This is a genomic window from Kineococcus gurbantunggutensis (genome assembly GCF_050871925.1).
GTDB lineage: Bacteria > Actinomycetota > Actinomycetes > Actinomycetales > Kineococcaceae > Kineococcus.
The window spans coordinates 1-18,546 of sequence record NZ_JBJLSG010000096.1; the positions used below are offsets into that span (position 1 = coordinate 1).

General features: G+C 75.3%; 12 protein-coding genes. 7 read left to right on the plus strand and 5 right to left on the minus strand.

The window, feature by feature from the left end:
* Positions 1-121: 121 nt before the first annotated feature.
* Genes ACRYR7_RS16740 through ACRYR7_RS16750 form a run of 3 tightly spaced genes read left to right on the plus strand, consistent with a single transcriptional unit; the run spans position 122 to position 3,992 of the window.
* Positions 122-970 (plus strand): universal stress protein, encoded by an 849-nt coding sequence (locus tag ACRYR7_RS16740; RefSeq protein ID WP_432573246.1) that lies wholly within the window; start codon positions 122-124, stop codon positions 968-970.
* Positions 967-2,559 (plus strand): APC family permease, encoded by a 1,593-nt coding sequence (locus tag ACRYR7_RS16745; RefSeq protein ID WP_432573247.1) that lies wholly within the window; start codon positions 967-969, stop codon positions 2,557-2,559. The genes ACRYR7_RS16740 and ACRYR7_RS16745 overlap by 4 nt, the downstream gene beginning before the upstream one ends.
* Entirely contained in the window at positions 2,556-3,992 is a 1,437-nt protein-coding gene (locus ACRYR7_RS16750) for a gamma-aminobutyraldehyde dehydrogenase (RefSeq protein ID WP_432573248.1), read from the plus strand. The genes ACRYR7_RS16745 and ACRYR7_RS16750 overlap by 4 nt, the downstream gene beginning before the upstream one ends.
* Positions 3,993-4,082: 90 nt before the next feature.
* On the opposite strand, the gene glgP is transcribed toward ACRYR7_RS16750, so the two are convergent.
* On the minus strand, positions 4,083-6,647 hold the full coding sequence (gene glgP, locus ACRYR7_RS16755; RefSeq protein ID WP_432573249.1) for an alpha-glucan family phosphorylase: 2,565 nt from the start codon (positions 6,645-6,647) through the stop codon (positions 4,083-4,085).
* A 196-nt stretch (positions 6,648-6,843) separates the two neighbouring features.
* On the opposite strand from glgP, the gene ACRYR7_RS16760 reads away from it, so the two are divergent.
* From ACRYR7_RS16760 to glgB, 4 genes are all read left to right on the plus strand, one after another.
* Positions 6,844-8,943 (plus strand): alpha-1,4-glucan--maltose-1-phosphate maltosyltransferase, encoded by a 2,100-nt coding sequence (locus ACRYR7_RS16760; RefSeq protein ID WP_432573250.1) that lies wholly within the window; start codon positions 6,844-6,846, stop codon positions 8,941-8,943.
* A 1-nt stretch (position 8,944) separates the two neighbouring features.
* Positions 8,945-10,732, plus strand: a complete 1,788-nt coding sequence (treS, locus tag ACRYR7_RS16765; RefSeq protein ID WP_432573251.1) for a maltose alpha-D-glucosyltransferase — start codon at positions 8,945-8,947, stop codon at positions 10,730-10,732.
* The gene (locus ACRYR7_RS16770; RefSeq protein WP_432573252.1) at positions 10,729-12,141 is read left to right on the plus strand and encodes a maltokinase N-terminal cap-like domain-containing protein; all 1,413 of its coding nucleotides are present in this window, start codon (positions 10,729-10,731) and stop codon (positions 12,139-12,141) included. The genes treS and ACRYR7_RS16770 overlap by 4 nt, the downstream gene beginning before the upstream one ends.
* Before the next feature lie 94 nt (positions 12,142-12,235).
* Positions 12,236-14,425: a 1,4-alpha-glucan branching protein GlgB gene (gene glgB / locus ACRYR7_RS16775; protein ID WP_432573253.1), complete on the plus strand. Its 2,190-nt coding sequence runs from the start codon at positions 12,236-12,238 to the stop codon at positions 14,423-14,425.
* A gap of 78 nt (positions 14,426-14,503) precedes the next feature.
* Here the strand turns inward: glgB and ACRYR7_RS16780 are convergent, their stop codons facing one another.
* From ACRYR7_RS16780 to ACRYR7_RS16795, 4 genes are all read right to left on the minus strand, one after another.
* Positions 14,504-15,436, minus strand: a complete 933-nt coding sequence (locus ACRYR7_RS16780; protein ID WP_432573254.1) for an ABC transporter substrate-binding protein — start codon at positions 15,434-15,436, stop codon at positions 14,504-14,506.
* Between the two features lie 22 nt (positions 15,437-15,458).
* The gene (locus ACRYR7_RS16785; protein WP_432573255.1) at positions 15,459-16,184 is read right to left on the minus strand and encodes an ABC transporter permease; all 726 of its coding nucleotides are present in this window, start codon (positions 16,182-16,184) and stop codon (positions 15,459-15,461) included.
* 3 nt (positions 16,185-16,187) lie between these two features.
* Positions 16,188-16,838 (minus strand): ABC transporter permease, encoded by a 651-nt coding sequence (locus ACRYR7_RS16790; RefSeq protein ID WP_432573256.1) that lies wholly within the window; start codon positions 16,836-16,838, stop codon positions 16,188-16,190.
* 142 nt (positions 16,839-16,980) lie between these two features.
* Positions 16,981-18,426, minus strand: a complete 1,446-nt coding sequence (locus ACRYR7_RS16795) for a serine hydrolase domain-containing protein (RefSeq protein ID WP_432573257.1) — start codon at positions 18,424-18,426, stop codon at positions 16,981-16,983.
* Positions 18,427-18,546 lie beyond the last annotated feature (120 nt).

Consider the following 18,546-nt stretch of genomic DNA (forward strand, 5'->3'; position numbering starts at 1 on the left):
CCACCCCCCGCGACGCGGCGGCCGCCGCCCCCCCCCCCCCCCCCCCCCCCCCCCCCCCCCCCCCGCCCCCCCCCCCCCCCCCCCCCCCCGGGGCCGTGCGCGCCGACGCCGCGGCGCGCGGGTGAGCCGGCGCTACGTCGTCGCCCACGACGGCGGCGAGCGCGGCGCGGCCGCGCTGCGGCTGGGCGCGGCGCTGGCCGCCCCCCTCGGCGCGGAGCTGGACGTCGTGCTCGTGGTGCGCACCGACGACCCGTTCGGGCAGCCGTACCCGCCGGTGGGCGACGTCTCCGGCCTGGTGGCCGAGCAGGGCCGGCGCTGGCTGGAGCAGGCGCTGGCGGCGGTCCCGGCCGGCGTGGCGGCGCGCGCGCACCTGCGCACCGCCCCCTCCGCGCCGGAGGGCCTGCTGGGGGCGGTGCGGGAGCTGGGCGCCGCGGCGGTCGTCGTGGGCGCCTCCGGCGGGGCGAACCCGTTCGGCCTCGGCCCGGTGCCGCGGGCGCTGCTGCACTCCTCGCCGGTGCCGGTGGTCCTGACCGCGGCGGGCCCGGCGCACCCGCCCGGGCCCGGGCGGGTGGAGCACCTCTACGTCGCGGTGGGCACCCGGCCCGGGGCGGCGGCGGTGCTGGAGGAGGCGGCCGAGGCCGCCGGGCGCGCGGGGCTGCCGCTGCACGTGGTGAGCCTGCTGGAGGTCGACGCGCGGGCCGGGGCCGAGGAGAGCGCCCTGGCCCGGCTGCGGGAGCTGGTGGAGCGGACCCGGGAACGGCTCGGGGACGCCCTGGTGACGGTCGAACTGGGGAAGGGGCGGACGGTGGCGGAAGCGGTGGCCTCGATCGACTGGGAGCCGGGCGGGCTGCTGCTCGTGGGCTCCTCCCGGCTGGCGCGCGGGCGGCAGACGTTCCTGGGCCCGACGGCGGCGCGGCTGCTGCGCCACGTGCCGGTGCCCGTGGCGGTCGTGCCGCGGGGCGAGCGGTGAGCGCGGCGGTGGAGGCCGGCCGGGAGGGCAAGGGCCTGGGCCGCGGGCGGGTGGGGCTGCTGGGTTCCGTCGTCATCGGCGTCTCGTGCATCGCCCCGGCGTACACGCTCTCGGGCGCGCTGGGCCCCACGGCCTCCGCGGTCGGCGACCACCTGCCGGCGATCCTCCTCGTCGGGTTCGTGCCCATGCTGCTGGTGGCCGTGGGGTACCGGGCGCTGAACACCGCGATGCCGGACTCGGGCACGACGTTCACCTGGAGCGCGCGGGCGTTCGGCCCGTGGGTGGGCTGGATGGGCGGCTGGGGCCTGCTGGCCGCCACCGTGCTGGTGCTGTCCAACCTCGCCGGCATCGCGGTGGACTTCTTCTACCTGCTGCTGGCGCAGCTCACCGGCGACGACGCCGTCGCCGACCTCGCCGCGAACACGCCCGTCAACGTCGCGACCTGCCTGGTGTTCACGGCGCTGGCCTGCTGGGTCTCCTACCGCGGCCTGGAGGCCACCAAGGCCGTGCAGTACGTCCTGGTGGCGCTGCAGGTCGTGGTCCTGATCTGGTTCTGCGTCGCCGCGTTCGCGCACGTCGCCGACGGCAGCGCCCCGGCGGCGCTGGCGGTGGACCCGGCCTGGTTCGACCCCACCGGCGTGGGCTCGTTCTCCGCGTTCGCCGCCGGGGTCTCGCTGTCGGTGTTCGTGTACTGGGGCTGGGACGTGGTCCTGACGATGAACGAGGAGACGCGCGGGGCGCGCACCACGCCGGGGCGCGCGGCGCTGGCGACGATCGCCGTCATCGTCCTGCTCTACCTGGCGATCGCGCTGGCCGTGCTGACGTACGCCGGCACCGGCGAGCAGGGCCTGGGGCTGGGCAGCCCGGACGTCCAGGACAACGTCTTCGCCGCGCTCGCCGGCCCGGTCATGGGACCGGCGGCGGTGCTGGTGTCCGTGGCGGTGCTGGCCTCCTCGGCGGCCTCGCTGCAGTCCACCTTCATCTCCCCCGCCCGCACGCTGCTGGCGATGGGCCACTACGGCGCCCTGGCGCCGCGCTTCGCGCGCATCACCCCGCGCTTCCAGTCCCCCGGCCACGCCACGGTCGCCGCCGGCGTGGTGGCGGGGGCCTTCTACGCGGTGGTGCGCGTGCTCTCCGAGGACGTGCTGTGGGACACCATCACCGCGCTGGGCATGATGGTCTGCTTCTACTACGGCGTCACGGCGCTGGCGTGCGTGTGGTACTTCCGGCGCACCTGGCGCGGCAGCGCCCGCCGGTTCCTGACCACGTGCCTGGCGCCGGGGGCCGGCGGGGTCCTGCTGCTGGCGTTCTTCGTGCAGACCTCCGTGGACTCGATGGACCCCTCGTTCGGCTCGGGCTCGGAGCTGTTCGGGGTGGGGTTGGTCTTCCTGCTCGGCACGGGCATCCTCGTCCTCGGCGCCGTCGTCATGGTGGTGCAGCGGGTGCTGCGCCCGGCGTTCTTCCGCGGGGACACCCTGCCCCGCGGCTGCGACGGGGAGCCCCCCGCGCAGACCACCGCGGCGGCCGCCCCGGCCGCCGCAGGCACCGCCGCGGCTGCGGGCGGGGCACGAGAGGAGTTCGCGGAGTGAGGCACCTGCACAACGTCGTGGGCGGCGAGGCCGTGCCGGCCGCCGACGGGCGCACCACCGAGGTCGTCGACCCCTCCACCGGGCGGGTGTACGCCACCGCGCCGCTGTCCTCGGCGCGCGACGTGGACGCCGCGTACGCCGCCGCCTCGCGCGCGTCCACCTCCTGGCGGCGCACCACCCCGGCCGAGCGGCAGAAGGCCCTGCTGGCCCTGGCCGACGCGGTGGAGGAGCGCGCCGAGGAGTTCGTCGCCGCGGAGGTGGAGAACACCGGCAAGCCGGTCGCGCTCACCCGCACCGAGGAGCTGCCGCCGGCGGTGGACCAGCTGCGCTTCTTCGCCGGCGCCGCGCGGGTGCTGGAGGGCCGCGCCGCCGGGGAGTACCTGGCCGGGCACACCTCCTGGGTGCGCCGGGAGCCGATCGGCGTGGTCGGGCAGGTCACCCCGTGGAACTACCCGCTGATGATGGCGGTGTGGAAGATCGCCCCGGCGCTGGCCGCGGGCAACACGGTGGTGCTCAAGCCCTCGGACACCACCCCGGCCTCCACGGTGCTGCTGGCGCAGGTGGCCGGCGAGGTGCTGCCCCCGGGCGTGCTCAACGTCGTGTGCGGCGACCGCGGCACCGGCCGCGCCCTGGTGGAGCACCCCGTGCCGCAGCTGGTGGCCATCACCGGTTCCGTGCGCGCCGGGGCGGAGGTGGCCGCCTCCGCCGCCCGCGACGTCAAGCGCGTGCACCTGGAGCTGGGCGGCAAGGCGCCGGTGATCGTCTTCGACGACGCCGACGTCGAGGCGGCCGCCGGGGCCATCGCCGCCGCGGGGTACTTCAACGCCGGGCAGGACTGCACCGCCGCCACCCGCGTGCTGGCCGCCCCGCGCGTGCACGACGACCTCGTCGCCGCCCTGGCCGAGCGGGCGCGCGGCACCGCCGTCGGCCTGCCGCACGCGGAGGGCACCGACCTGGGCCCGGTCAACAGCGCCCGCCAGCTGGCGCACGTGTCCGGGTTCGTCGAGCGCCTGCCCGACCACGCGGAGCTGGTCGCCGGCGGCGAGCGCGCCGGCGGGGAGCTGGCCGACGGGTTCTACTACCGGCCCACCGTCGTGGCGGGCCTGCGCCAGGACGACGAGGCCGTGCAGGAGGAGATCTTCGGCCCCGTCATCACGGTGCAGCGCTTCGGCGACGAGGAGCAGGCGCTGGCCTGGGCCAACGGCACGCGCTACGGGCTGGCCTCCAGCGTGTGGACGCGGGACTTCGGCCGGGCGATGCGGACCTCGGCCGCCCTGGACTTCGGCTGCGTGTGGATCAACACGCACATCCCGCTGGTGGCGGAGATGCCGCACGGGGGGTTCAAGTCCTCCGGCTACGGCAAGGACCTGTCGGTGTACGGGTTCGAGGACTACACCCGCGTCAAGCACGTCATGGCGAACATCGAGCCCTGAGCGCGCCCGCGCCCCCGGCACCCCGCGCGACGGCGGTGCCGGGGCGCGCCCCGGCACCGCCGCGCGCCCCCGGGCGCCGGGCCGCGCGCCTCAGGCGTTGGCGACCAGGCCCAGCTCGGCGGGCGCGGCCAGGCCCTCGTGGCGGGGCAGCACGCGCACCGTGTAGCCGAACGGGCCGGTCTGCCGCAGCGGCAGCTCGCCCTCGTAGCGGTGCCGGCCGTCGCCGAAGTCCTCGGCGTGGCGCAGCGGCACCACGCCGGAGGCGGTCAGCTCGTCGGAGTCGCTGACGCGCCCGTGCACGACCTGCACCTCCACGTCGCCGGGGGCCAGCTCCCCCAGCGCGACGAAGGCGCGCACGTGCAGCACGTCGCCGACCTGCGCGGAGTCGCCCACGCCGGAGGACTCCGCGTGGTCCACCCGCACGCCCGGCCAGGAGGAGCGCACCTGCTGCTTCCAGCGCGCCAGCTCCCGGGCCACCGCCGCGTCGGAGGCGGTCGCCGCCCGCCCGGCGCGCGCGGCCGGCACGTACAGCTGCTGCACGTAGTCGGTGACCATGCGGCTGGCGAGGACCTTCGGGCCCAGCGAGGCCAGGGTGTGGCGCACCATCTCCAGCCAGCGCGCCGGCAGGCCGCGCTCGTCGCGGTCGTAGAAGCGCGCCGCCACCGAGTTCTCGATCAGGTCGTACAGCGCGGCAGCCTCGAGGTCGTCGCGGCGCTCGGGGTCGTCCACGCCGTCGGCGGTGGGGATCGCCCAGCCGTTGCCGCCGTCGTACCACTCGTCCCACCAGCCGTCGAGGATCGACAGGTTCAGCCCGCCGTTGAGGGCGGCCTTCATGCCGGAGGTGCCGCACGCCTCGAAGGGGCGCAGCGGGTTGTTCAGCCACACGTCGCAGCCGGGGTAGAGCTGCAGCGCCATGGTGATGTCGTAGTTGGGCAGGAAGACGATGCGGTGGCGCACCGCGGGGTCGTCGGCGAAGCGCACCATCTGCTGGATCAGCCGCTTGCCGGTCTCGTCGGCCGGGTGGGACTTGCCGGCGATGACGAGCTGCACGGGCCGCTGCGGGTGCAGCAGCAGGGACTTCAGCCGCTCGGGGTCGCGCAGCATGAGGGTCAGGCGCTTGTAGGTGGGCACCCGGCGGGCGAAGCCGATGGTGAGCACGTCGGGGTCCAGGACGTCCTTGGTCCAGGACAGCTCCGCCTCCGAGGCGCCGCGCTGCAGCCAGGACAGCCTCAGCCGGCGGCGGGCGTCCTCCACGAGCCGGCCGCGCAGCAGGCGGCGGGTGCGCCAGATCTCCTCGTCGGGCACCTGGTCGACCTTCTCGAAGCCCTGCCCCTCGCGCGGCAGCTGCGGGCCGATGTAGCGCCGGCCCATCTCCAGCACCTCCGGGGCCACCCAGGTCGGGGCGTGCACGCCGTTGGTGATGGACGTGATCGGCACCTCGGGGTCGTCGAAGCCGGGCCACAGCCCGTCGAACATGCCGCGGCTGACCGCGCCGTGCAGCCGGGAGACGCCGTTGGCGCGCTGCGCCAGCCGCAGGCCCATGACGGCCATGTTGAACACGCCGGGGTCGCCGCCGTCGTAGTCCTCCGCGCCCAGGGCCAGGACGCGCTCGACGGGCACGCCGGGCAGCGGGTTGTCCGGGCCGAAGTACAGCTCGATCTGGTCGCGCCCGAAGCGGTCGATGCCGGCGGGCACGGGGGTGTGCGTGGTGAACACCGTCGCCGCGCGCACCGCCTCCAGCGCCTCCTCGAAGCCCAGGCCGCGCTCGACGTGCTCGCGGATGCGCTCCACGCCCAGGAAGCCGGCGTGCCCCTCGTTGGTGTGGTACACCTCCGGCTCCGGCGCGCCGGTCAGGCGCGACCACAGCCGCAGCGCGCGCACGCCGCCCACCCCGCACAGCAGCTCCTGCTGCAGCCGGTGCTCGCCGCCGCCGCCGTACAGGCGGTCGGTCACCCCGCGGGCGGCCTCGTCGTTCTCCTCCACGTCGGAGTCCATCAGCAGCAGGGGCACCCGGCCGACCTGCGCCTTCCACACCTGCGCCACCAGGCGCCGGCCGCCGGGCAGGTCCACCGACACCTTCGCCGGGCTGCCGTCGGCCTCGCGCAGCAGGGCCAGCGGCAGGCCCGCCGGGTCCAGCACCGGGTACGTCTCCTGCTGCCAGCCGTCGCGCGAGAGGGACTGCTTGAAGTAGCCGGTGGCGTAGAAGAGCCCGACGCCCACGACGGGCACGGCCAGGTCGCTGGCGGACTTCAGGTGGTCGCCGGCGAGGATGCCCAGGCCCCCCGAGTACTGCGGCAGGGCGCCGGTGATGCCGAACTCCATCGAGAAGTAGGCGATGGAGGCGGGCGCGTCCGGGCCCAGGGAGGCGTACCAGCCGGGCCGCTGCAGGTACGCGCGCAGGTCCGCGGCCGCCTCCCGCACGCGCTGCACGAAGTCCGCGTCGGCGGCCAGCGCGTCCAGCCGCTCGGTGCTCAGGGCACCGAGCAGGGCGCCGGGCTCGCGGTGCACCGCCGCCCACGCGGCCGGGTCCATGGACTCGAACAGGGCGCGGGTGGGCTCGTGCCAGGACCAGCGCAGGTTGCTGGACAGCTCGCCGAGGGGGGCCAGCGGGGCGGGGAGCACGGTGCGGACGGTGAAGCGTCGGATGGCTCTCACGCACGCGACAGTAGCCGCGCGGGCACCTCCCCGACAGGTGAGCGCGCGAGGCCGGGCCGCGGGCGCGCCGGGGGGTGCGCCGGGGGGCGCGCCGGGGGGTGCGCCGGGGGGCGCGCCGGGGGGTGCGCCGGGGGGCGCGCCGGGGCGCCGTGCTCACCGCGCGACACCTCCGCCCGCCGTCGGTAGGTTGCCGCACGTGACGACTGAGGAGCAGCCGACGACGCGCGGGGCCGGTGCCCCCGCGGCCCAGCACGCGGACACCCTCCAGGTGCGCAGCACGCCGGCGCCGGGCAGCACCCGGCCGGTGGTGGGCCGCATCCCCGTCCTCGACGTCGCCCCGGCCGTGGACGCGGGCCGCTGGCCGTCCAAGGCGGCCGTGGGCGAGCTCGTCCCGGTGACGGCCACCGTCTTCCGCGAGGGCCACGACGCCGTCGCGGCGACCGCGGTGCTGGTGCGCCCGGACGGCTCGGACGGGCCCAGCGCCCGGATGACGCTCACCAACGCCGGCAAGGACTCCTACGCGGCCGTCCTGGTGCCCGACGCCGAGGGCGACTGGGCGGTGCGGGTGGACGGCTGGTCCGACCCGTACGGCACCTGGGACCACGACGCCACCATCAAGGTCGGCGCCGGCGTGGACGTGGCGCTGATGCTGGAGGAGGGCGCGCGCCTGCTGGAGCGCGCCGCCGACCTGCCCGGCCGCGACGCCGAGGGCGCCGGCGCGCTGCACGCCGCCGCGAACCGGCTGCGCGACACGGCGCTGGGCGACGGCGAGCGGCTGGCCGCCGGCACCTCCGCCGAGGTGCGCGCCGCGCTGGAGCGGCTGCCGCTGCGCGAGCTGGTCTCGCCCTCCCCCGCGCTGCCGCTGCGCGTGGAGCGCCGCCTGGCCGCCTTCAGCAGCTGGTACGAGTTCTTCCCCCGCTCCGAGGGGGCGCACTACGACGAGGAGGCCGGGCGGTGGGTGTCCGGCACCTTCCGCACCGCCGCCGAGCGCCTGCCCGCGATCGCCGCGATGGGCTTCGACATCGCGTACCTGACGCCCGTCCACCCCATCGGGCGCACGAACCGCAAGGGGCCGAACAACACGCTGAACGCCGGGCCGCTGGACCCCGGCTCGCCGTACGCGATCGGCGCCGCCGAGGGCGGGCACGACGCGATCCACCCCGAGCTGGGCACCTTCGAGGACTTCGACTTCTTCGTGGCCCGGGCGAAGGAGCTGGGCCTGGAGGTCGCGCTGGACCTGGCGCTGCAGTGCGCCCCGGACCACCCGTGGGTCACCGAGCACCCCGAGTGGTTCACCACCCGCGCCGACGGCAGCATCGCCTACGCGGAGAACCCGCCGAAGAAATACCAGGACATCTACCCGCTGAACTTCGACAACGACCCCGAGGGCATCTACGCCGAGGTCAAGCGGGTCGTGGACGTGTGGATCGAGCACGGCGTCACCTGCTTCCGCGTGGACAACCCGCACACCAAGCCGGTGGAGTTCTGGGAGTGGCTCATCGGCGAGGTGCGCCGCGAGCACCCCGAGGTCGTCTGGCTCTCGGAGGCCTTCACGCGCCCGGCGATGATGCACACCCTGGCCAAGGTGGGCTTCCAGCAGTCGTACTCGTACTTCGCCTGGCGCAACGCCGGCTGGGAGGTCCGCGAGTACCTCGAGCAGCTCACCGGCGAGTCCGCGCACTACATGCGGCCCAGCTTCTGGCCCACCACCCACGACATCCTCACCCCCACCATGCAGTACGGCGGCCCGCCGGTGTTCAAGCTGCGCGCCGTGCTGGCCGCGCTGCTCAGCCCGTCGTGGGGGATCTACTCCGGCTACGAGCTCGTCGAGCACGCCGCGCGCCCGGGCGCCGAGGAGCAGCTGGACAACGAGAAGTACCAGTTCCGCCCGCGCGACTGGGCTCGCGCGGAGGCCGAGGGCTGGAGCCTGGCGCCGTACCTGACGCGCCTGAACGAGGTGCGCCGCGCCCACCCGGCGCTGCAGGAGATGCGCGGCACGACGTTCCACCACTGCGACGACGAGAACGTCCTGGCCTTCTCCCGCCGGCGCGTGGCGCCCGACGGCACCGAGGACCTGCTGATCGTCGTGGTGAACCTGGACCCGCACGCCACCCGCGAGACGACCGTGCACCTGGACATGGCCGCGCTCGGGCGGCAGTGGTGGGAGCGCTTCACCGTGCGCGACGAGCTGACCGGCGCCACCTACGAGTGGGGCGAGCACGACTACGTGCGCCTGGACCCGTACGTGGAGCCCGCGCACGTGTTCCACGTCCTGCCGCACGGGACGGGGGGCTGACGTGGAGAACCTGCACATCGCCGGTCCCGGTCTGAAGAACGACCCGCAGTGGTACAAGACCGCCGTCTTCTACGAGGCGCTGGTGCGCGCCTTCTCGGACTCCAACGGCTCGGGCACCGGTGACTTCTCCGGCCTGACCAGCCGCCTGGACTACCTGCAGTGGCTCGGCGTGGACTGCCTGTGGCTGCCGCCGTTCTTCGCCTCGCCGCTGCGCGACGGCGGGTACGACATCTCCGACTACAACGCGGTGCTGCCGGAGTTCGGCACGCTGCCGGAGTTCCAGCGCCTGGTGCAGGAGGCCCACCAGCGCGGCATCCGGATCATCATCGACCTGGTGATGAACCACACCAGCGACCAGCACCCGTGGTTCCAGGCCAGCCGCTCGGACCCCGACGGCCCCTACGGCGACTTCTACGTCTGGAGCGACACCGACGAGAAGTACTCCGAGGCGCGCATCATCTTCGTCGACACCGAGACGTCGAACTGGACGTTCGACCCGGTGCGCCGGCAGTACTTCTGGCACCGCTTCTTCTCCCACCAGCCGGACCTGAACTTCGACAACCCGGCCGTCGAGGAGGCGATGTTCGACACCGTCCGCTTCTGGATGGACATGGGCATCGACGGCTTCCGCCTGGACGCGGTCCCCTACCTGTACGAGGAGGAGGGCACCAACGGCGAGAACCTGCCGGCGACCCACCAGTTCCTCAGGCGGCTGCGCAGGATGGTGGACGACGAGTACCCGGGCCGGGTGCTGCTGGCCGAGGCCAACCAGTGGCCCTTCGACGTCGTGGAGTACTTCGGCACCGAGGAGGAGCCGGAGTGCCACATGTGCTTCCACTTCCCCGTCATGCCGCGCCTGTACTACGCGATGCGCGAGGGCAAGGCCACGCCGATCATCGACATCCTCTCGGCGACCCCGGAGATCCCGGTCTCCAGCGGGCAGTGGGGCACGTTCCTGCGCAACCACGACGAGCTGACGCTGGAGATGGTCACCACCGAGGAGCGCGCCGCCATGTACGGCTGGTACGCCCCCGACCCGCGCATGCGCGCCAACATCGGCATCCGCCGCCGCCTGGCGCCGCTGCTGGACAACTCCCGCCCGGAGATCGAGCTCATCCACGCGATGGTGCTCTCGCTGCCGGGCAGCCCGTGCCTGTACTACGGCGACGAGATCGGCATGGGCGACAACATCTGGCTCGACGACCGCGACGCGGTGCGCACGCCGATGCAGTGGACGCCGGACCGCAACGCCGGCTTCTCCTCCGCCGACCCCGGCAAGCTGTACCTGCCGACGATCCAGTCGCTGGTCTACAACTACCAGTCGGTCAACGTCGAGGCGCAGCTGGCGACGGGCAGCTCGCTGCTGCACTGGGTGCGCAACGTCCTGGCGGTGCGCCGGCGCCACCCCGCCTTCGGCCTGGGCCGCTACGTGCCGCTGACCCCGCGCCGCCCCGAGGAGGGCACCACCGCGGTGGACGCGTCCCTGGAGGCCGCGGTCGGCGCCGCGCCGCTGCGCCCCGAGGAGGGGTACTGCAGCAACGCCTCGGTGCTGGCGTTCCTGCGCGTCCTGGAGCCCTCCCAGGAGCAGGAGGGCGAGACGGTGCTGTGCGTGAACAACCTCTCCGACCACGCCCAGTCCGCGGTGCTGCGCGTGCCCGGGCAGGGCGGGGCCAGCGTGCGCGACCTGTTCGGCGGCGCCGCCTTCCCCGACGTGGACGCCGAGGGCGGCCTGACGGTCACGCTCGGGCCGCGAGGTTTCTACTGGCTCAAGCTCGGAGGTGGCTCGTGACCGGCCCCGTCGCCACGGACCCCGCCTCGGACGCGGCGCTGGCCGAGCTGCTGCTGCAGTGGGCCCCGCGCCAGCGCTGGTTCGCCCACAAGGGCGCCGAGGTGCGCCTGCAGCGCCTGGAGCGCACCCCGCTGGACGAGGCCGGCGTCGCCCAGCTCGTCGCCCTCACCGTGCGCACCGGCCCGGAGGGGGCGGCGGAGAGCACCGTGTACGCCGTGCCCCTGACCGTGCGCCACGCCCCCGACGAGTCCCTGGCCGCCGCGCTCGTGGGGCACCTGCCCGACGTCGACGGGGCGCGGGCGTGGGTCTACGACGGCCCGCACGACCCCACCTTCACCCGGGCGCTGCTCACCCTCGTCGCCGCCGAGGAGGGCGCCGGCTCGCCCGCCTTCGGCGTGCACGGCACCAGCGCCGACGGCGGCCTGCCGGTGCCCGCCGGGGCGGTGACGAAGGTCCTGGGCGGCGAGCAGTCCAACACCTCCATCGTGGTCGGCGCCCCGCAGGGCTCGCAGGAGGTCCCGCTCATCGCCAAGGTGTTCCGCGTCCTCAACGCCGGGGACAACCCCGACGTGGTGGTGCAGACCGCCCTGGCCGGCGCCGGGTGCGAGCGCGTGCCGCGCCCGGCCGGCTGGGTGGACGGGCAGTGGACCGCCCCCGACGGCAGCACCGCCCACGGCCACCTGGCGCACCTGACGGAGTTCCTCGCCGGCTCCCAGGACGCCTGGCGGGTGGCCACCGCCGCCGTGGAGGCCGGGCGCGGCTTCGCGGCCGAGGCCGGCGAGCTGGGCGCGGCCACCGCCGAGGTGCACGCGGTGCTGGCCCGGGAGCTGCCCACCGAGCCGGCCACGCCGGAGCGGCTGGCGGCGCTGGCCGACGGCCTGGCGGCCCGGGTGGCGTGGGCGTGCGCGGCGGTGCCGCAGCTGGAGGCGGTCGCCGCGGCGGCCACCGCTCGCGTGGAGGCCGTGCGCGGCGTCACCGGCGCGCCGGACCTGCAGCGCGTGCACGGCGACTACCACCTGGGCCAGGTGCTGCACTCGGCCTCGCGCGGCTGGGTGCTGCTGGACTTCGAGGGCGAGCCGCTGCGCCCCCTGGCCGAGCGCAGCGTGCCGGACCTGGCGCTGCGCGACGTGGCGGGCATGCTGCGCTCCTTCGACTACGCCGCCTCCGCCGGTGCGCGCAGCGGCGGGGAGGAGGCCGCGGCGGCCTGGGCGGCGCAGTGCCGCGAGGCGTTCCTGGCCTCCTACGCCGAGGGCACCGGCGTGGACCCGCGGGTGCCGGGGTCGGCGGCGCAGACGCTGCTGGCGGCCCTGGAGCTGGACAAGGCCCTGTACGAGGTGGTCTACGAGGCCCGCAACCGCCCCGACTGGGTCCGCATCCCGCTCGGCGCGGTCCACCGCCTCACCTCCTGACCCCGGCGCCGGGACCTCCCGGTCCCGGCGCACCCGAGAACACCGGGCCCGTCTCGACGCGCGAGCGGGCCCCCCCGACCGGAGACTGGAGCCCATGTCGAGCGAAGCCGCCACCCCCCGTCCCGTGGACGCCGACGACCTCGCCAAGGTCGCCACCGGGTCCCACTGGTCGCCGCACTCGGTGCTCGGCGCGCACCCGCACGACGGCGGCGTCACCTACCGGGCGCTGAAGCCGTTCGCCTCCTCCGTCACCGTCCTCACGCAGGACGGCGGGCGCGTCGGGCTGGTCCACGAGCACGACGGCGTCTGGGCCGGGGTGCACCCGGGCGGCACCGTCGGCGACTACCGCCTGGAGGTGGTCTACGCCGACGGCGAGCCGCACGTGGTGGACGACCCGTACCGCTTCCTGCCCACCGTGGGGCAGGTCGACCTGCACCTGATCGGCGAGGGCCGCCACGAGGAGCTGTGGAACGTCCTGGGCGCGCACGTGCGCCACTGGGACGGCCCGCTGGGCCCGGTGGACGGCACCTCCTTCGCGGTGTGGGCGCCCTCGGCGCAGGCCGTGCGCGTCGTCGGCGACCACAACCACTGGAACGGCCGCACCGACTCCATGCGCTCGCTGGGCTCCTCCGGGGTCTGGGAGGTCTTCGTGCCCGGCGTGGGCGCCGGCTCGCGCTACAAGTTCGAGATCCTCGGCCAGGACGGGCACTGGCGGCAGAAGGCCGACCCGATGGCCCGCGCCACCGAGGTGCCCCCGGCCACCGCCTCGGTGGTGGCCGAGTCCGGCTACGAGTGGGGCGACGCGGACTGGCTGGAGCGCCGCGCGACCACCGACCCGCACGCCGGGCCGATCTCGATCTACGAGGTGCACCTGGGCTCCTGGCGCCAGGGCCTGGGCTACGCGGAGCTGGCCGACGAGCTCGTCGCCTACGTCACCGAGGCCGGCTTCACGCACGTGGAGTTCCTGCCCGTCATGGAGCACCCCTTCGGCGGCTCCTGGGGCTACCAGGTGACCTCCTACTTCGCGCCCACCTCCCGCTGGGGCTCCCCCGACGAGCTGCGCCACCTCATCGACCGCCTGCACCAGGCCGGCATCGGCGTCATCATCGACTGGGTGCCCGGGCACTTCCCCAAGGACGAGTTCGCCCTGGCCCGCTTCGACGGCACCGCGCTGTACGAGCACCCGGACCCGCGCCGCGGCGAGCAGATGGACTGGGGCACGTACGTCTTCGACTTCGGGCGCAGCGAGGTGCGCAACTTCCTCGTCGCCTCCGGGCTGTACTGGCTGGAGGAGTTCCACGCCGACGGCCTGCGCGTGGACGCCGTCGCCTCGATGCTGTACCTGGACTACTCCCGCGCCGAGGGGCAGTGGCTGCCCAACCAGTACGGCGGCCGGGAGAACCTGGAGGCCATCGCCTTCCTGCAGGAGGCCAACGCCACCGCCTACAAGCGCACCCCCGGCATCATGATGATCGCCGAGGAGTCCACCGCGTTCCCCGGCGTGACCGCCCCCACCAGCGGCGGCGGCCTCGGCTTCGGCCTGAAGTGGAACATGGGCTGGATGCACGACACCCTCGCCTACGTCGCGCAGGACCCCATGTACCGGCAGTACCACCACGGCGAGCTGACGTTCAGCCTGGTGTACGCCTTCAGCGAGAAGTTCTGCCTGCCGATCTCCCACGACGAGGTCGTGCACGGCAAGGGCTCGCTGCTGCGCAAGATGCCCGGCGACCGCTGGCAGCAGCTCGCCACCGTGCGCGCCTACCTGGCGTACATGTGGTCCCACCCCGGCAAGCAGCTGCTCTTCATGGGTTCCGAGATCGGCCAGGAGGCCGAGTGGTCCGAGGCCCGCTCGCTGGACTGGTGGCTGCTGGACACCCCCTGGCACAAGGGCCTGCACGAGCTGGTCAAGGAGCTCAACGCCCTCTACAAGGCCCACCCGGAGCTGTGGGAGCAGGACTTCTCCCCCGAGGGCTTCGAGTGGATCGACGGCGGCGACAACCAGCGCAACCTCATCTCCTTCGTGCGCCGCTCCGCCGACGGCCGCCCGCTGGTCGTGGTCGTGAACTTCTCCGGCGGGCCCTACGAGGACTTCCGGGTCGGGCTGCCGCAGCCGGGCCGCTGGAAGGAGGTCCTGAGCACCGACGCCGAGCGCTTCGGCGGCTCCGGCGTGGTGAACGGCGGCACGCTGGTCGCCGACGGCCCCTCCTGGAACGGCCGCGCGCAGTCCGCGGCGCTGCGCGTGCCGCCGCTGGGCGCGGTGTGGCTGGTGCCCGAGGACTGAGCGCAGCGGTGCCCGCACGCACCGACGGTCCGGCTCCCGCGCTGCGCGGGGCCGGGCCGTCGGTGCGTGCGGGGCGGCTCAGCCGACGGGGTTGTCGGCCAGGTACGCCTTCGCCACCTCGGCGCTGGTCTGCTTGTCCACCTGCACGCGCGCGAGGTACTGCGTGAGCTTCTCCGTGGTCAGGGTCGCGGAGAACGCGTTGAGCGCCTCGGTGATCGCCGGGGTGTTCTTGGCCGAGCTGATCAGCGGCAGGACGTTCTCGGCCAGGAAGAGGTTCTGCGGGTCCTGCAGCACCACGAAGCCGTTGGTCTGGATCGAGGAGTCCGTGGTGAAGATGTTGGCCACGGCGATGTCGCCGTTGACCAGCGCCTGCACCGTCAGCGGGCCACCGACGTCCAGCGGCCGGTACTGCTGGAACTCCACCCCGTACACCTCGCGCAGGCCCACCAGGCCCTGGTAGCGCTCGGCGAACTCCGGGGCGCCGCCGGCGACGAGCTCACCGGCCACCGGGGCCAGGTCCGCGATGCTCGCCAGGGAGTACCGCTGCGCGGTCGCGGCGGTCACCGACAGGCTGTCCTTGTTCTCGGCCGCGGACTGCTCCAGCACCTCGGTGCCCTCGGGCAGCACGTCCTGCAGCGCGTCGTAGACCTGCTCGGAGGTGCTCACGCCCTCCGGCGCCCCGCCCTCGACCAGGGCGGCCAGCAGCGCGCCGTTGTACTCCGGGATCAGGTCGATCGAGCCGTCCTGCAGCGCGCGCAGGTACAGCTCGCGCGCGCCGATGCCGAGCTTGCGCTGCACCTGCACGCCGGCGCCCTCGAGCACCTGCGCGTACATCTCCGCCAGCAGCTCGCTCTCGGGGAAGTTCGCCGACCCGACGATCACCGCGGACGTCGAGGAGGAGCCGCCCGAGGGCGTCCCGGCCGCCAGGGGGTCCTCCCCCGCGCCGCAGGCCGCGAGGCTCAGTCCGGCCCCCGAGGCCAGGGCGGTCGTCAGCAGTGTCCTGCGCTTCACGGGTGGGTCCTTCCGTTGGGCCTCACGCCGGGTCGGCGTCGAGGCGGGACTTGGCCGGGGTGGGCGGGCGCTCGCCGCGCGCGCCGCGCAGCCGGCGCCCGCTGACCCCGCGGGGCACGACGAGCCGCTGCACGAGGCCCAGCAGCAGGTCCAGCACGATCGCCAGGACGGCCACCACGACCGCGCCGGCGACCACGCGACCGTAGTCGTTGACGGCCAGGCCGTCGATGAGCAGGCGGCCCAGCCCGCCCAGGCCGACGTAGGCGGCCACCGTGGCGGTGGCCACCACCTGCAGGGTCGCCGCGCGCAGGCCGCTGAAGAGCAGCGGCATCGCCATGGGCACCTCCACGCCGAAGAGCACCTGCAACGGGCGCATGCCCATGCCGCGCGCGGCGTCCACGGCGGCGCGGTCCACCGAGCGCAGCCCGGCGTAGGTGGAGGTGAGGATCGGCGGGACGACGAGCACCACCAGGGTGATCAGGACGGGCACCGCGTCCAGGCGGTCCATCACCGTCACCAGCAGGATGAGCAGGCCCAGGGTGGGCAGGGCCCGGCCGGCGTTGCCGGCGTTGACGGCCAGGAACGCCCCCCGTCCGGTGTGCCCGATGAGCAGGCCCAGCGGGAAGGCGATCAGCACGCCCAGCAGCAGCGCCAGGCCCGTGTAGCCCAGGTGCTCCAGCGTCAGGGCCGGGATGGAGCCCGGCCCGCTCCAGCGGGCGGGGTCCAGCAGGTACGGCGTCTCGTCCACGGGTCAGCCCCTCCCCGCCGAGGCGCGCGCCCACGGCGTCACCCGGCGCTGCAGCAGCACCAGCAGCAGGTCGGCCGCGCCCGCCAGCAGCAGCGTCAGCACGATGCCCACGAGGATCGGGGCGGTGTAGAACAGCTGGAAGCCGCGCGTGAACAGCGCCCCCAGGCCGCCCACGCCGATGAGGGCGCCCACGCTGACCAGGCTGATGTTGGACACCGCGGCCACGCGCGCCCCCGCCAGCACCACCGGCAGCGCCAACGGCAGCTCCACCTCCAGCAGCCGCCGGGTGCGCCGGTAGCCCATGGCGGTGGCCGCCTCCGTCAGCGCCGGGTCCACCGAGCGCAGCCCGTCGGCCACCGTGCGCGCCATCAGCGCCAGCGTGTAGACCGTCAGCGCCACCACGATGTTCACCGGCGACAGGATCCGGGTGCCCAGCAGGTACGGCAGCGTCACGAACACCGCCAGCGACGGGATCGCGTAGATGACGCCCGCCGCGCCCATGAGCGGCTGGTACAGCCGCGGGAAGCGCACGCCCAGGTACCCCACGGGCAGCGACAGCAGCGCGCCGAGCACGAGGGGCACGACGGCGAGCACGACGTGCTGGGCCAGGGCGTCCAGCACGACGCCGGAGTTGCCGCGCAGGTAGCCGATCACCGGGCACCCCCCGGGCGGGGGGCGCGCGGGGGCGCGGGGGCGTGGTGGCGGGTCACTGCTCCGGTTCTGACCTTCGCGGTTGAAGTCGAGGGGGCGGTCCCACAGTGCAGCACCCCGCGGCGCGGACCGCTACCGGGGTGGCTCAGGGCTCGCGCGGCGCGCGCAGCAGGTGCAGCGGCGGGGCGTGCAGCGGCTCAGTGCACCACGCGCCGCGCACGGAGCCGGCGGCGGGGTCCAGGTGCAGCAGCAGGCGGTGCGGGGTCTCCACGAACACCACGTCGGCGCGCAGCGCCGTGCGCCCCGCCGGCGCCCAGCTCACCGCCAGCGCCCCGGTGCCCGTCCAGCCCGGGCCGAGGTCGGCGGCCACCTCGCCGTCCCGGCCCTCCAGGACCAGGCGCCAGCCGGTGCCGTCCGCGGCGGCGTCCTCGCCGGTGCGCTCCAGGCGCGCGCCGGTCAGCTGCGCGGCGCCGGGCAGGGCCCGCAGGACCGCGGGCCGCAGCGGCGCGGTGCCGTGCCCGCGCGGGCCGGGCAGCTCCAGGGCGGCCAGGCGCGCGGCCAGGGCGGCGTCGTGCCGGGCGGCGCCGGGCGGCAGCGCCGGGCCGGACAGCGCCGGCACCAGGTGCTCCCACACCGCGTCCAGCAGCACCTGCGTGGTGCTCGTCTGCCCGGTGATCGCCACGACGGCGTCCTGCTCGGGCAGCACCAGGGCGAACTGCCCGTAGGCGCCGTCGGCGCGGTACCCGTGCCGCGAGGGCCAGAACTGGTAGCCGTAGCCCAGCCGGGAGTCCGGCTTGTCCTGCCCGGCGGTGGTGTCCACGTGGGCGCGGCCCACCTGCTCCACCCACGCCTCGGGCAGCAGCCGCACCCCGCCCCAGCGGCCGCGCTGCAGGTGCAGCTGGCCCAGCTTGGCCAGGGCGTCGGTGGTGGCGTGCAGGCCGGAGAAGCCGATCTCGCGCCCGCGCCCGTCGGTGGTCCAAGCGGTCTCGCCGATGCCCAGCGGGTCCAGCAGGCGCGGGCGCAGGTACCGCGTCAGCGTCGTGCCGGCCGCGCGCTGCACCACCGCCGAGAGCGCGAAGGTGCACGGCTGGTTGTACGCGAAGGTCGAGCCCGGCTCCTCCTCCGGCGGCAGGCGCAGGAAGCCGCGCACCACGTCGCCGCTCTCGTCGGCGCTCGCGTCGCCGATGGTCTCGCCGCGGTGGCCGCTGGCCATGGCCGCGACGTGGCGCAGGGTGATCGAGCGGGCGCGCTCGTCGGTGACGTCGCCGTCCAGCTCCGGGAAGTGCGAGAGCACCGTGGAGTCCAGGTCCACCAGCCCCTCGGCCACCGCCAGGCCCAGGGCGGTGACGGTGAAGCTCTTGCTCACCGAGTACAGCAGGTGCAGGCGCTCGGGCGCGTAGGGCGCCCACCAGCCCTCGGCGACGACGGCGCCACGGTGCAGCACGGCCAGGGAGTGCAGCTCCACGCCGGCGGCGGCCTCGACGGCGTCGAGGAAGGCGTCGACGCCGCGCGCGTCGACGCCCAGGGCGGAGGGGGCGCTGCGCGGCAGCGCGCCCGCGCCGGTGCTCGCGGTGCTCGCCTCGGTGCTCACGGGCGCGATCCTAGGCCGCGCGCCCGGGGGGGGGGCGGGGGCGGGGGGGGCGGGGGGGGCGGCGGGGGGCGGGGGGGGGGGGCGGGGGGGGGGGGGGGGGGGGGGGCGGGGCGCGCCGCG

Bases quoted from the DNA above. Each gene is read 5' to 3' on its own strand.
- glgB (WP_432573253.1), top strand. From the start codon at position 12,236: ATGTCGAGCGAAGCCGCCACCCCCCGTCCCGTGGACGCCGACGACCTC.